This is a genomic window from Rhodococcus sp. IEGM1339, assembly GCF_050321925.1.
Taxonomy (GTDB): Bacteria; Actinomycetota; Actinomycetes; order Mycobacteriales; family Mycobacteriaceae; genus Rhodococcus; species Rhodococcus pyridinivorans.
Genome location: NZ_JBNQFT010000010.1, coordinates 121,219 through 133,905, shown reverse-complemented (window position 1 = coordinate 133,905; position 12,687 = coordinate 121,219). Strand labels below are relative to the sequence as shown.

15 protein-coding genes, 1 other RNA gene and 1 pseudogene are annotated in these 12,687 nt (G+C 69.6%); 7 read left to right on the top strand and 10 right to left on the bottom strand.

The window, feature by feature from the left end:
• Positions 1 to 169: 169 nt before the first annotated feature.
• The 4 genes from ACQR3U_RS12535 to ACQR3U_RS12520 are packed head-to-tail and all read right to left on the bottom strand — an operon-like array spanning position 170 to position 2,591.
• Positions 170 to 571, bottom strand: coding sequence for a DUF5655 domain-containing protein (locus ACQR3U_RS12535; RefSeq protein ID WP_006554434.1), 402 nt, complete (start codon positions 569 to 571; stop codon positions 170 to 172).
• On the bottom strand, positions 568 to 1,404 hold the full coding sequence (locus tag ACQR3U_RS12530; protein WP_230810242.1) for an SURF1 family cytochrome oxidase biogenesis protein: 837 nt from the start codon (positions 1,402 to 1,404) through the stop codon (positions 568 to 570). Before ACQR3U_RS12530 ends, ACQR3U_RS12535 begins: the two co-directional genes overlap by 4 nt.
• 28 nt (positions 1,405 to 1,432) lie before the next feature.
• Positions 1,433 to 1,903: a low molecular weight protein-tyrosine-phosphatase gene (locus tag ACQR3U_RS12525; RefSeq protein WP_269456343.1), complete on the bottom strand. Its 471-nt coding sequence runs from the start codon at positions 1,901 to 1,903 to the stop codon at positions 1,433 to 1,435.
• A complete protein-coding gene (locus ACQR3U_RS12520) occupies positions 1,893 to 2,591 on the bottom strand; it encodes an HAD hydrolase-like protein (RefSeq protein ID WP_006554430.1) in 699 nt (232 codons plus the stop codon). Before ACQR3U_RS12520 ends, ACQR3U_RS12525 begins: the two co-directional genes overlap by 11 nt.
• Positions 2,592 to 2,666: 75 nt before the next feature.
• Here ACQR3U_RS12520 and ACQR3U_RS12515 point away from each other — a divergent pair, with 75 nt between their 5' ends.
• The 3 genes from ACQR3U_RS12515 to ACQR3U_RS12505 all read left to right on the top strand — a co-directional run bounded on the left by ACQR3U_RS12515 (position 2,667) and on the right by ACQR3U_RS12505 (position 5,784).
• The gene (locus tag ACQR3U_RS12515) at positions 2,667 to 3,815 is read left to right on the top strand and encodes a Nif3-like dinuclear metal center hexameric protein (protein WP_006554429.1); all 1,149 of its coding nucleotides are present in this window, start codon (positions 2,667 to 2,669) and stop codon (positions 3,813 to 3,815) included.
• A 74-nt stretch (positions 3,816 to 3,889) separates the two neighbouring features.
• Positions 3,890 to 4,627 (top strand): zinc ribbon domain-containing protein, encoded by a 738-nt coding sequence (locus ACQR3U_RS12510; RefSeq protein ID WP_006554428.1) that lies wholly within the window; start codon positions 3,890 to 3,892, stop codon positions 4,625 to 4,627.
• On the top strand, positions 4,624 to 5,784 hold the full coding sequence (locus ACQR3U_RS12505) for a bifunctional RNase H/acid phosphatase (protein WP_230810243.1): 1,161 nt from the start codon (positions 4,624 to 4,626) through the stop codon (positions 5,782 to 5,784). Before ACQR3U_RS12510 ends, ACQR3U_RS12505 begins: the two co-directional genes overlap by 4 nt.
• Here ACQR3U_RS12505 and ACQR3U_RS12500 read toward each other — a convergent pair.
• From ACQR3U_RS12500 to ACQR3U_RS12490, 3 genes and pseudogenes are all read right to left on the bottom strand, one after another.
• The gene (locus tag ACQR3U_RS12500) at positions 5,762 to 6,163 is read right to left on the bottom strand and encodes a lipase family protein (protein WP_230810244.1); all 402 of its coding nucleotides are present in this window, start codon (positions 6,161 to 6,163) and stop codon (positions 5,762 to 5,764) included. The genes ACQR3U_RS12505 and ACQR3U_RS12500 overlap by 23 nt on opposite strands.
• 119 nt (positions 6,164 to 6,282) lie before the next feature.
• Positions 6,283 to 6,453 (bottom strand): annotated as a pseudogene (locus ACQR3U_RS12495) (lipase family protein); the annotation flags it as partial.
• A gap of 300 nt (positions 6,454 to 6,753) precedes the next feature.
• Entirely contained in the window at positions 6,754 to 7,275 is a 522-nt protein-coding gene (locus ACQR3U_RS12490) for a DUF1697 domain-containing protein (protein WP_019289801.1), read from the bottom strand.
• A gap of 55 nt (positions 7,276 to 7,330) precedes the next feature.
• Between ACQR3U_RS12490 and rnpB the strand changes: the two genes are divergently transcribed.
• The 4 genes from rnpB to ACQR3U_RS12470 all read left to right on the top strand — a co-directional run bounded on the left by rnpB (position 7,331) and on the right by ACQR3U_RS12470 (position 10,214).
• An RNA gene (gene rnpB / locus ACQR3U_RS12485) (RNase P RNA component class A) lies at positions 7,331 to 7,738 on the top strand.
• Between the two features lie 245 nt (positions 7,739 to 7,983).
• On the top strand, positions 7,984 to 8,166 hold the full coding sequence (locus tag ACQR3U_RS12480; protein WP_006554424.1) for a hypothetical protein: 183 nt from the start codon (positions 7,984 to 7,986) through the stop codon (positions 8,164 to 8,166).
• A gap of 43 nt (positions 8,167 to 8,209) precedes the next feature.
• On the top strand, positions 8,210 to 9,619 hold the full coding sequence (locus ACQR3U_RS12475; protein ID WP_230810245.1) for an RNB domain-containing ribonuclease: 1,410 nt from the start codon (positions 8,210 to 8,212) through the stop codon (positions 9,617 to 9,619).
• Positions 9,609 to 10,214 (top strand): CHAP domain-containing protein, encoded by a 606-nt coding sequence (locus tag ACQR3U_RS12470; protein WP_230810246.1) that lies wholly within the window; start codon positions 9,609 to 9,611, stop codon positions 10,212 to 10,214. The genes ACQR3U_RS12475 and ACQR3U_RS12470 overlap by 11 nt, the downstream gene beginning before the upstream one ends.
• 6 nt (positions 10,215 to 10,220) lie before the next feature.
• On the opposite strand, the gene pip is transcribed toward ACQR3U_RS12470, so the two are convergent.
• The 3 genes from pip to panB all read right to left on the bottom strand — a co-directional run bounded on the left by pip (position 10,221) and on the right by panB (position 12,622).
• Positions 10,221 to 11,132 (bottom strand): prolyl aminopeptidase, encoded by a 912-nt coding sequence (pip, locus tag ACQR3U_RS12465; RefSeq protein WP_052227279.1) that lies wholly within the window; start codon positions 11,130 to 11,132, stop codon positions 10,221 to 10,223.
• A 51-nt stretch (positions 11,133 to 11,183) separates the two neighbouring features.
• Positions 11,184 to 11,642 carry a hypothetical protein gene (locus ACQR3U_RS12460; protein ID WP_230810247.1) on the bottom strand — a complete coding sequence of 153 codons (459 nt, stop codon included), beginning with the start codon at positions 11,640 to 11,642 and terminating at the stop codon, positions 11,184 to 11,186.
• Between the two features lie 119 nt (positions 11,643 to 11,761).
• On the bottom strand, positions 11,762 to 12,622 hold the full coding sequence (gene panB / locus ACQR3U_RS12455) for a 3-methyl-2-oxobutanoate hydroxymethyltransferase (protein WP_094980373.1): 861 nt from the start codon (positions 12,620 to 12,622) through the stop codon (positions 11,762 to 11,764).
• Positions 12,623 to 12,687 lie beyond the last annotated feature (65 nt).

Sequence of the window (12,687 nt, the reverse complement as noted above, 5' to 3'; positions counted from 1 at the left end):
ATGGGGTCGGATCGATAGTCCAGGCCATCGGGACCGCACATCACTGACCTGGATGAACTACCAGGTCACGAGTGGTTTCGAAACCCTCCGCGCCCACAATCGCATGTAGCGATTCCGGTGGATCCGGCCACCGTCTAGCGGGGTCCGATCCACATAAATCCCCTAGACGTCAGTCGCGTGGTTCCGCCGCGGTGCGGTAGGCGACGTTCAGCAACTCCACGAAGTGGTCGTCGAGTTCGTCGACCGACGAGACGCTCAGCCGGTGCGTCGTCACCGTCCCCTTCTTCGGGAACGCCTCACGCAGCGTCGCGTGGTGGATGCGCCGCGGCAGATCCAGAGCCACCTCGAGACGCGAGGCGTAGACGAACGCCGCCGCGAACGGACGGCCCCGCGACCAGGAGATCTCCGACGCGTGAACGTGCTCGGTGACGTCGCCGCCGAGGTCGAGGATCATGGCGCGCACGTGCCGGAACACATCGACGGCGGCCGGATCCTTGTCGGCCAGGTAGTCGTCGACGGTCGCGTACATCGGGAGCTCCTCGAATCGGGGCAGGGTGGTCGGCTCGGTCACCGCGGCCGGCCGTATCGATCGGCGAGCTTCTCGCTCGCGGTGCGCGGTGCCGCTTCCGCCGGGGCCTCGGCTGCGTCACCACCGTCTTGCGAACCCTTGGACTTCCTACGCTCCCGCAGCTCGGCCCACACGAAATAGCCCAGACCCAGCGGAGCCATGATCCCGAACGCCAGCCACTGCAGGCCGTACGACAGGTACGGGCCCGAATCGAGCTGGGGGAGCGGGATCACGCCGAGACCGCCGGGCTGGTCGGCGTCGAGCTGCAGGTAGACGTCCTCGAGATCGAGACCAGTGACGGATGCGACCTGCGGGGCGTCGATGAAGTACACCTGCTGGTAGCCGTCGTCGACGAAGGGGGCTTTGTCCTCGACCGTTCCCTCGGACATCCGGATGCGGGCGTCGAGCGTGACGGGGCCGGACGGCGCGGGCGGGATCTCGGGGATCTCGGTGCCGCGGACCGGCCGCACGTACCCGCGGTTGACGAGGATCGTTCCGCCGGAATCGAGTGCGAACGGAGTCAGCACCTCGTAGGCCGGCTGCGACCCGACGCTGCGCAGCCGCACGAGCACGTCCGACTCGGGCAGATAGGAGCCCTGCGCGAGCGCACGGCGCCACTCGTCCTCGATGGTCGGACCGTCGCCGCCCAGTAGGTCACCGACGGGAACCGGATCCTGTGCCATCGACGCAGCGATGCGACCGTTGCGGTCCTCGGTGCTCGTGTTCTTGCCCAGCTGCCACGGCGCGAGGACCGTGAAGCACGCGTAGGCGAAGCCGACGACCACCAGTGCCAGGACCAACCAGCCGGGGCGTAGGAGAAATGTCAATCGGCGCACAGATCCACGGTAGCCGGTGAGGTGCGTCTCACTGCTGCCGCACCCGCTCGAGCAGGCCCGGAACGGCGGTTTCGATCTGTTCGCGGACCTGCTCGAACTCGTCGAGAGAGCCGTAGTACGGATCGGGCACGGAATCGTCGTCGGCGTCGGGATCGAACGAACGCAGCAGCACACGGCGATCGGACGGGACACCGAGCTGCGCCAGCGCCCGCTCGTGAGTGGTGGTCATGGCGACGACGAGGTCGGCCGCCAGGTGCTCGGCACCGAGCTTCGCCGCGCAGTGACCGGTGGGATAACCGTGCCGCTGCAGCAACGCATCGGTGCGCGGATCCGCCTCGGACCCGACGTGCCAGCCGTGCGTGCCGGCGCTGCTCACCCGGACGCGCTCGTCGAGTCCCTCCCGCCGCAGGTGCTCGGCGAAGATCTTCTCGGCCATCGGCGACCGGCAGATGTTGCCGGTGCACACGAAGGTCACGTGGAAGCGGTCGTCAGCGTCCACCCGTGAGTACCTCCCGCAGTTCCTCGACCGAGGCGGTCGTCCGCGCCGCCGCACGACCCTCGGTCTCGGTCCCGTAACCCCACTCGACGAAGACCGTGGGGATGCCGAACCGGCCCGCACCGTGGATGTCGTGCTCGCGGTCGCCCACCATCACCACACCGGTCGTGCCGCCCGCCTCGGCATCCTGCGGATCGATCCCGAGAGCGGCGAGGCTGTGCGCGACGACCTCCCACTTGTGCCGCCGGGCGCCGTCGTCGCTCGCACCCCCGATGAACTCGAAGTATCCGGTCAGACCGAAGTGGTCGAGGATCCGTTCGGCGAACGTCTGGGACTTCGACGTCGCCACCGCCAGGCGGCTACCTGCCTCACGGACGGCCTCGAGCACCGCTTCGATGCCGTCGAAGACGGCGTTCTCCGCCCAGCCGGTGGCGGAGTAGTAGTCCCGGTAGGCCGCGAGTCCCGCAGCGACCTGCTCCTCGTCGAGCCCGAGATTCTGCAGGGTGTCGCGCATGGGCGGTCCGAGCAGCCACTGCAGGTCGCCGTCCGGTGCCTCGAAACCGGTCGTCTCGGCGGCGTGGAGGAACCCGTTGATCACCCCGGTCGCGGAATCGGTGAGCGTGCCGTCCAGATCGAAGAGGACGACGGGAGCAGGGAGCACGAGCGGCTGGGTGGCAGCAAGAACGGTCACCGGGCCATTCTCCCCGTTCGTTCGGTCTTCCGCCGCGTAGGGTCGTGCGCGTAGGAGAGAGCGGATCGGCTGGAGGTGGACGTGACGGCGGCGACGCTGCGTGAGGTGATCGACGTTCTGGAGACGGCCTACCCGCCGTCGCTGGCGGAGAGCTGGGACTCGGTGGGACTCGTCGCCGGCGACCCCGACGAGCCGGTGCGCAAGGTGCTGCTCGCCGTCGACGCGACCGCGGCTGTCGTCGACGAGGCGATCGAATGGGGCGCGCAACTGCTGCTGGTGCACCACCCGCTGCTGCTGCGCGGAGTCGACACGGTGGGCGCGCACACCCCCAAGGGCGCGCTGATCCACCGCCTCATCCGCGGCGGCTGCGCTCTGTTCACCGCGCACACCAACGCCGACCGTGCGAACCCCGGTGTCTCGGACGCCCTCGCCGGGGCGCTGGGCCTGACCGGCCTGCGACCGCTCGAGGCCAAGCCCGAACCCGCGACCGACAAGTGGGTCGTGATGGTGCCGTCCGACGCCGCCGACACGGTGCGCGCGGGACTGTTCGCAGCGGGCGCGGGTGCTCTCGGCAACTACCGCGAATGCTGCTGGTCGACCACGGGCACCGGCCAGTTCCGCCCGGTCGACGGCGCGGACCCGGCCGTCGGCTCGGTCGGCGACCTCGAACGCGTCCCCGAGGACCGGATCGAGGTCATCGCGCCGCGCCGGTCGCGCGCGGCGGTACTCGCGGCCCTGCGCGACGCGCACCCGTACGAGGAACCGGCCTTCGACATCATCGAACTCGCCGACCTGCCGAGCGATCGCGGGCTCGGCCGGGTGGGGGAGCTGCCGCAGACCCGCACGTTGCGCGAGTTCACCGCCGACGTCGCCGCCGCGCTGCCGGCCACCGAATGGGGTGTGCGCGGTGCGGGCGACCCCGACCGGCCGGTGCGGACCGTGGCGGTGTGCGGCGGATCCGGTGATTCTTTCCTCGGGCTCGCCACCGCGCAGGGCGTCGACGTCTACGTCACCGCCGACCTGCGGCACCATCCCGCCGACGAGCATCTGCGCGCCGGGGGTCCCGCGCTGGTGGACGTCGCGCACTGGGCGAGCGAGTACCCGTGGTGCGCGCAGGCCCGCGACGTCCTCGATAGGGCGTTCGCCGATCGGGACGGCTGGCAGGCGCGGGTCAGCGAGTTGCGCACCGATCCCTGGACGACCGCGGCGGGCGCGGTACGGTAATCAGCTACGACACGTCCCGCGTGGCCGCCGACTCCCGGTCCACCGACACACCATCGAAAGCAGGAACCACCCGAGTGAACGTCGAACCCACCGTGCAGGCCAAGCTGCTGTCCCTCGCCGCCGTGGACGCAGAGCTGAACCGCCTCGCGCATCGCCGTCGGACACTGCCCGAACAGCAGGAGGTGGACCGCTTGCAGACCGAGCGCAACGCGCGCAAGGACGCCGCGGTGGCAGTCGAGATCATCCTCGACGACCTCGACCGGGACATCCGGAAGCTCGAGGGCGAGATCGAGGCCGTGCGCATGCGCGCCGACCGCGACCGGTCGATGCTCCAGAGCGGCTCGGTGGGATCGAAGCAGCTCACCGAACTGCAGCACGAGCTCACCAGCCTCGAGCGTCGCCAGGCGGCACTCGAGGACGACCTGCTCGAGGTCATGGAGCGTCGTGAGGCGTCGAAGGCCGACCACGACCACGCCGGTGCGCGGGTCTCGCAGGTCGACGACCAGCTCGGCGACGCCGTCCGGGCCCGCGACGAGGCGCTCGCCGACATCGAGGTGGCCGAGCAGCGGTGCCGCAGCGACCGCGAGGCACTGCTCGCCGTCTTTCCTACGGAACTGGTGACGCTCTACGAGAAGCAGCGCGAGAAGTCCGGCATCGGCGCCGCACTGCTGCAGGCCCGCCGCTGCGGCGCGTGCCGTCTCGAACTGGACCGCGGTGAGATCGCCCGGATCGCCGCCGCACCTGCCGATCTGCTCGTCCGGTGCCCGGAGTGCGACGCGATCCTGGTTCGCACCAAGGAATCCGGACTGTGACGACGGTCGTCGTCGAAGCGGACGGTGGTTCTCGCGGGAATCCCGGACCGGCCGGTTACGGTGCCGTGGTCTTCGATGCCGACCATCGGACCGTCCTCGCCGAACGCCAGGCGAGCATCGGGCGCGCGACGAACAACGTCGCCGAGTACAAGGGTCTGATCGCCGGTCTCACCGCCGCCGCCGAGCTCGGCGCCGACGAGGTGCACGTCCGCATGGATTCCAAGCTCGTCGTCGAGCAGATGAGCGGACGGTGGCAGGTCAAACATGCCGACATGATCCCGCTGGCCGCGCAGGCACGTGAGCTCGCCGGCCGGTTCCGCAGCGTCGACTTCACGTGGATCCCGCGTGCAGAGAACGCCCACGCCGACCGGCTGGCCAACGCCGCGATGGACGCGGCGGCCGAAGCGCTGCTGGACGTCGCGTCCGACACTGTGACGCGTCCCGTGGCGCCGTCGAATGCGGGGATCGAGAACGTCGCCACCCCGCCGGCCGTGCCTGTGCCCGATCCGGCAGTGCCGCCTTCACCCGGCTGGACCGGTGCGGTCGGGTCACCGACCCGTCTTCTGCTGCTGCGTCACGGGCAGACCTCGCTGTCGGTCGAGCGTCGCTACTCGGGGCGGGGCAACCCGGAGCTGACCGAACTCGGTCGCGACCAGGCGGTCGCCGCGGCCCGGCGACTCGGTGCCCGCGGCGGGATCACCGCCGTGCTGGCGTCACCGCTGGGGCGAGCGCGGGAGACGGCCGCTGCGGCCGCCGACGCCCTCGATCTCCCGGTGACGGTGCACGACGGGCTGATCGAGACGGATTTCGGCGACTGGGAGGGTCTCACCTTCGCCGAGGCCGCGCGTCGCGATCCCGAACTGCACCGCCGCTGGCTCGGCGACACCTCCGTGCGACCCCCGAACGGCGAGAGCTTCGACGAGGTCGCCAAGCGGATCGCCTCGGTGCGCGACGACCTGCTGACCGACTACGTCAGCTCGACCGTGCTGGTCGTCTCGCACGTCACGCCCATCAAGACGTTCCTGCAGATGGCGCTCGAGTCCGGCCCATCGCTGCTGTACCGCCTGCACCTGGATCTCGCGTCGCTCAGCATCGCCGAGTTCTACGCGGACGGCGGCTCGTCCGTGCGGCTCGTCAACGACACCTCGCACCTCTGAACCCGTAGCGGTCGCGAAACGACAAGTGGCCGCGCAGACATGTCGGGGGGTTGCCTGCGCGGCCACTCATCAGGTCTATCTGTCGGCCGACTGAGGGTGCTACACGGTCCCGAGAAATTCTTCCGGCGGGATGTCGGGCGGTGCAGCCGGACTGGGATTCCCGGCCGGAGAACCGCTGATCGAGCCAGTCGAGGCCTTCGACGACGGCCGGGAACATGCCGATCAGATGGCCCGTCCCGGTCTTCGTCAGAACGGGTCCGACGTCGTAGCGGCGGTAGGTGACGTCGGCGCCGGCCGAGCACCACTTGTCGACCATGGGGTCGACCCCTTGGACGAGCACGAAGTCGTCGCCCGTGCTCTGCGCCACGAAGACCGGCATTGCCGGGGCGCGGTTGCTGAGTTGCTGCTCGACGACCAGCGACGCCCACGGCTCGTCGCCGAGATGAAACCGTCGACGACCCAGCCGATCCCGCCGGAGAGCAGGGATCCGTCGCCGGCCACGGCGAGGTCGCCCAGGTCGGCGGGCGGTGAACCGGCCACGGCGCCGACCACCGACAGTTCGGGGGCGTACGTGGCGGCGAGTTCGGCGGCCGAGGCGGATGCCATGCCGCCCTGCGAATATCCCCAGAACGCGATCGGGTCGTCGGGGTCGAGACCGCTGCGGTACATCACGCGGGTGACGGCCGCGTCGAGGACGGCCGGGGTTTTCGGGACGACGGCGGCGACCGACGATGCGGTGCGCAGGACGTCGCCGAGCGGCGCCGTCTTGAAGGCCGGAGGGGACGTGTAGAAGTCGGTATCGGACTCGGCGGTCTCCACCGTCGGTGTGGTCGCGAGGAGTGCAGCCGCGGCGATCGAGGCGAATGCTCCGGTGCGTCTGCGCATCCTGGACCTTCCGGCGGGCCGAATGTCGAGGAGGGACGCTACCTGCAGTCTGTACGCAGGTGCGATGGCCGGCGACGTGCCCTGTCAGGCCAGTCGACGCAGCGTGTTGAGGTTCCGGACGGTCGTCGTCGCCTTGTTCCGGGCCGAACCCGACTGTTTCCCCACGGCACTGTCGAGCGTCGAGCCCTTCACGACCTGCCAGTAGAGGACCCTCTTGCCTACCTCGATGCACTCGAGATTCGGATCGAGATCGTCCGACAGGGCGGCCAGCGATTCGAGTACGGCGGGATCGGAGACGAACACGACGTACGAATGCCGGTCGGCGCGTGCGTCGTCGAAGGGATACGCCTCGACGACCCGCGCGAGATACGACTGCTCGACGACGAAGGTGTAGGCCTCGTAACCGAACCGCTCGGTGAGTGCGGCCTCGATCCGGGCCTTCGCGGTGGCGGGGTCGTCCTCGGAGTCGAAGAGCACGTTGCCGGACGCGAGTACGGTGCGGACGTTCTCGAAGCCGAGGCCGACGAAGACCTTCTTCAGATCGGCCATCCGGATGCGGATGCCGCCGACGTTGATTCCGCGGAGCAGGGCCACGAGTCGCGTCATGAGTGCACCGTAGTTGGCGGCGCCGATACGCCGCGGGATAGTCTGGTCGAGCGAACGAGTCGGCCGGGCGGCCGCGGAGCAGGGAACCGGTACCGGATGGGGCCAGGCCCTGAATCGAGGAAAGTCCGGACTCCACAGAGCAGGGCGGTTGCTAACGGCAACCCGAGGTGACTCGCGGGACAGTGCCACAGAAAGCAAACCGCCTGCCGTACGGCAGGTAAGGGTGAAAGGGTGCGGTAAGAGCGCACCAGCGCCCCGGGTGACCGGGGCGGCTAGGTAAACCCCGCCCGGAGCAAGGTTGAAGGTCGCACCGCGTGCGGTGCGGCTGCGCAGGTGTTCGAGGGCTGCTCGCCCGAGCCTGCGGGTGAACCGCTCGAGGTACCCGGCGACGGTGTGCCCAGATGGATGGTCGCCACCCCGTTTCGGCGGGGGACAGGATCCGGCTTACAGGCCGGCTCGTTCGCCCGGCGTCTCCCGATCCCACCGCGTTGCTACCGGTCGGGTCAGATCGGATCGATGACCAGCAGGTGCGCCCAGTAGGAGGCCGCATCCGGACCCAGCCAGGGCAGCAACGCGTCGTAGAGGATGTAGGACATTGCTTGCTCCTTCGTTCGGACGTCGAGCACATGCGTGCGGCCCGACAGTACCGCGCCACGCCAACCGTCGGGTTGTCCGTACAGACAGATGCGATTCGGGCACACTGAGACCATGAGCGACGACGGCTGGTACTACGACGTGCGTACGGGGAAGGTCTCCCAGGGCAAGGATCCGCACGCCCTCAACCGCATGGGTCCCTATCCGGACAGGGAGACCGCTCAGCGGGCGCTGGAGATCGCGGCAGAGCGGAACAAGGCGGCCGACGCCGCCGACGACGACTGGAAGAACGGTTGAGTTCGACGACGAGCACCCGGAACCGCAGGAGTTCCCGAGCATCGTGGTGACCACTCCCATCGTCGTCGCGCCGGCGATCGACTTCGCCGACGTGCGCGCCGAGTTCGACCTCGTCGACGAGTTCGCGTCGGATGCCCTCGACGAGGCGCGGCGGGCGGCCGACCGCTTCGCGGACGTACGTGAGGACCGCACCGATCTGCCGCTCGTGACCATCGACCCACTCGGGTCGATGGATCTCGATCAGGCGATGCACCTCGAACGCACCGACGACGGCTTCGTGCTGCACTATGCGATCGCCGACGTGTACGCACTCGTCGAACCGAGTGGCGCACTGGACGCCGAGACGCACCGCCGCGGGCAGACCTACTATCTGCCCGACGGCTCGGTGCCGTTGCATCCACGCGAGCTGTCCGAGGGCACGGCGAGCCTGCTGCCGGACGCCGTCCGCCCGGCTGCGTTGTGGCGGATCGAGACCGACCACGGCGGGGAGCCCGTCGCGGTGAGCGTGCGGCGTGCGCTCGTCCGGTCGGTCGCGCGCATGGACTACGCCGGAGTGCAGCGCGACGCCGACGCGGACAGGTTGCATCCGTCCGTCGAGGCGTTGCCCGACTTCGGCCGGTTGCGCTCGGCCGCGGCGCTCGCGCGCGGCGCGATCGAACTGCGTCTGCCCACGCAGGACGTCGTGCAGGACGGCGACGGCTGGAGGCTGCAGATCGAACCGCGGACCGAGGCCGACGAGTGGAACTCCGAGATCTCGCTGCTCACCGGGATGTGCGCCGCGCAGATCATGATCGGCGCGCGGGTCGGGCTGCTGCGCACGCTCCCACCCACCGATCCCGCCGCGGTCGATGCTCTGCGCCGCACCGCGCGGTCGCTCGACATGCCGTGGCCGACGGGGCTGGGTGTCGGTGCCTTCCTCGCCTCGCTCGACGCCAACGACCCGAAGACGCTCGTGCTGATGAGCGAAGCGCCGACACTGCTGCGCGGTGCGTCCTACGCGGCCTTCGACGGTGACCTGCCCGAGACGATCCTGCACGGCGCGATCGGTGCGCCCTACGCGCACGTCACCGCGCCGCTGCGCCGGTTGTCCGACCGGTACGCCACCGAGGTGTGCCTCGCGGTGTCGTCGGGCCGGGACGTCCCGAACGAGGTCCGCACCGCACTGGCCGCGATGCCGAAGATCATGTCGTCGACCGATTCGCTCGCCGGCAAGGTGAACCGCGCGTGCATCGACCTGACCGAGGCCGTCGTGCTCGCGCCACGGGTGGGGGAGACCTTCGAGGCGACGGTCCTGAAGGAGGCCACCGAGCGGCGCGACGCGGAGGTGTTCGTCGCCTCCGAGACCGTCATCGGCCCGTGCGGCGGGGCACCGGAGGAGGGCAGCACGGTGCGGGTGCGGCTCACCCTCGCCGACCCGCAGGCACGCAAGATCCGTTTCGACCATGACCGGTGAGACGCCGCGGCGGCGGCGACGGCCGGTCGCTGCCGTCCTCACCGTCGCGGTCGCGTTGTGCGCGGTGCTCGCGGTGCTCGTGTGGTGGATCCTGCCGAACCGGCTGTTCCCGTGGGACAGCGCGGCATTCCCCGAGATCGACACCTCGGCGTTGACACCGACGCAGGTGCGGATCGTCGAACTGCTCGAGGAGCAGCACGAGGCGCAGAATCCCGGCACGTTCTACTCGGAGGGTGTCCGCGAACCGTGGTGCGCCGACTTCGTCAGCTGGATCATGCGGGAAGCCGGTGTACCACTGTCCAATCCGCACTCGGGCCACTGGCGGATCCCCGGCGTGTTCACGCTCGGTGAGTTCTACGAGCAAGCCGACCGCTACGAACCGGCAGGCACGGGGTACCGGCCGGAGGTCGGCGATGTGGTGCTGTACCACAACAGGATCGGTGTCGGTCAGCGCGAGCACACGAACATCGTCGTCGCCGTCGACGGTGATTCCGCGATCACCGTCGGCGGAAACGAGATGGGCCGCATCCGCGTCCACGAACTCGACGTGACCGGGGACGACGCCGTGGTCGGCTTCGGGCGGTTGCCGGGCTGATCCGGGTCAGCGGAAGGTGTCGGTGGCCTCGACGAGCCGGTGCACGATTCCCGGTTCGGTCGCCGCATGGCCCGCGTCGTCGACGATGTGCAGGCGGGAGAACGGCCACGCCTCGTGCAGGTCGTGCGCGCTGCGCGTCGGGCACACCACGTCGTAGCGGCCCTGCACAATCACGCCCGGGATGTCGCGCAGCAGATGCGCGTCGCGCAGGAGTGCCCCCTCGTCGAAGAAGCCACGGTGGTGGAAGTAGTGGTTCTCGATACGAGCGAAGGCCAACGCGAACCGGGGTTCGGCCGTCTCCGCGACGCGATCCGGGTTCGGCAGCAGTGAACTCGTGGCGCCCTCCCAGGTGGACCACGCGATCGCCGCGTTCAGGGCGACGTCCGGATCGGTCGAGTGCAGCAGGCGGTGGTAGACGTCCACGGGATGCTCGCCGGGCCCAGTGGTGGCGAGCGGGGCACAGAATCCTTCCCACGCCTCAGGGAACAGTTGCCCGGCGCCGCCGTTGTAGTACCAGTCGATCTCGCTGCGGCGCAGCAGGAAGATCCCGCGCAGGACGAGTTCGGTGACGTGCTCGGGGTGCCGCTGGGCGTAGGCGAGGGCGAGCGTCGAGCCCCACGACCCGCCGAAGACCATCCACCGGTCCACACCGAGGAAGGTGCGCAGCCGCTCGATGTCGGCGACCAGATGGTCGGTGGTGTTGACCGACAGATCGGCGCCGTCGGCCACGTGGGGCTGCGACCGGCCGCAGCCGCGCTGGTCGAACAACACGATCCGGTAGGCGCCCGGATCGAAGAAGCGCCGGTGCAGGGGTGCGGTGCCGCCACCCGGACCACCGTGGAGGAAGACCACGGGCTTGCCTTGCGGGTTGCCGCTGACCTCCCAGTACAGCTGCTGGCCGTCACCGACGTCGAGCATGCCCGTCTCGTGCGGCTCGATCGGCGGATACAGTTCGCGTCGCTCCACGGGTCAGAACCCGACGAGACCCGACGCGAGATCGGGAATGTCGAGGCCGCGCAGGGCCTCCTCGCGCACCTGCGGGCACTGCGAGGAGGTCGCCGCGTCGATGCGGCCCCGGTCGCCCGCGAGCACGACGAGATCGACACCGTTCGCCGCACCCCATTCACCGACGAGGATGTTGAGGCCGCCGCGACCCACCGACGGGGTGTAGGTGCGCCAGTTCGACAACTGACCTTCGAGACGAGCACACAGGTCGGCGGTCTGCGCTTCGGTGAAGCCCCCGGCTCCGGCTTCCGAGGGTGAGCCTGCCGCGGACGGCGAACGCGTGGGCTCCGTCGACCGCGACGTCTCGACCGTGGCGTCGGTCGACGTTCCGCTGGGTGCCCGATCCTGAGCCGGTGCGCAGCCGACGAGAACACCGGCCAGTGCGGCGGTGACGGCGGGGACGAGACTGAAGCGGAGCTGCATGGACACCTCGTGGTTTCGTACGGTCGGGTCGTCGTCGAGTCTGCCACCGATCCGGAAGGTGCCCGAAGAATGCGACGGGCACCACCGAACTCGTCGATGGTGCCCGTCGTCGCAGATCCTCAGAAGGAGTGCTCGGGCCCCGGGAAGGTGCCCTGCCCGACCTCTGCTGCGTATTGTGTTGCGGCGCGGCGCAGTTCGTCGCCCACCTGTCCGAACTTCTTGACGAACTTCGCGGTCTTCCCGCTCGTGTAGCCGGCCATGTCCTGCCAGACGAGGACCTGGGCGTCGCACTCGTTGCCGGCGCCGATGCCGACGGTCGGGATGCTCAGCTTGCGGGTGACCTGCCCGGCCAGGTCGGCCGGCACCATCTCCATCACGACGGAGAAGGCGCCTGCCTCCTGGACGGCGATCGCGTCGGCGACGAGCTGCTCGGCGCCGTCGCCGCGGCCCTGCACCCGGAACCCGCCGAGTGTGTTCACGGACTGCGGGGTGAAGCCGATGTGTGCCTGCACGGGGATGCCGGCGGCGGTGATCGCGGCGATCTGCGGAGCCATCCGCTCGCCACCCTCGAGCTTCACCGCGTGGGCGCCGCCCTCCTTCATGAACCGCACGGCCGTGGCGAGGGCCTGTTCAGGCGAGGCCTCGTACGAGCCGAACGGCAGGTCGGCGACGACGAGCGCGTGCGGAGCACCGCGCACGACGCCGCGGACGAGGGGGAGGAGTTCGTCGACGGTCACGGGCACCGTGGTGTCGTAGCCGTAGACGACGTTGGCTGCGGAATCGCCCACGAGCAGGACGGGGATACCCGCCTCCTCGAAGATGCGGGCGGAGGAGTAGTCGTAGGCCGTCAACTCTGCCCAGCGGCGGCCTTCGGCCTTCATCGCCTGCAGGTGATGGACTCGTGTCTTGCGTTTGGGGGTGTCGACAGGGGCTGCAGCGGAGGCCGCGCCGCCGTATACGGACGTCACGTTGTCGGACATCACTGTCCCTTTCTTCCTCGAGGCCCTCGGGGTCCCCGGGTCGGGTGATGACTGTCTCAGTCTGC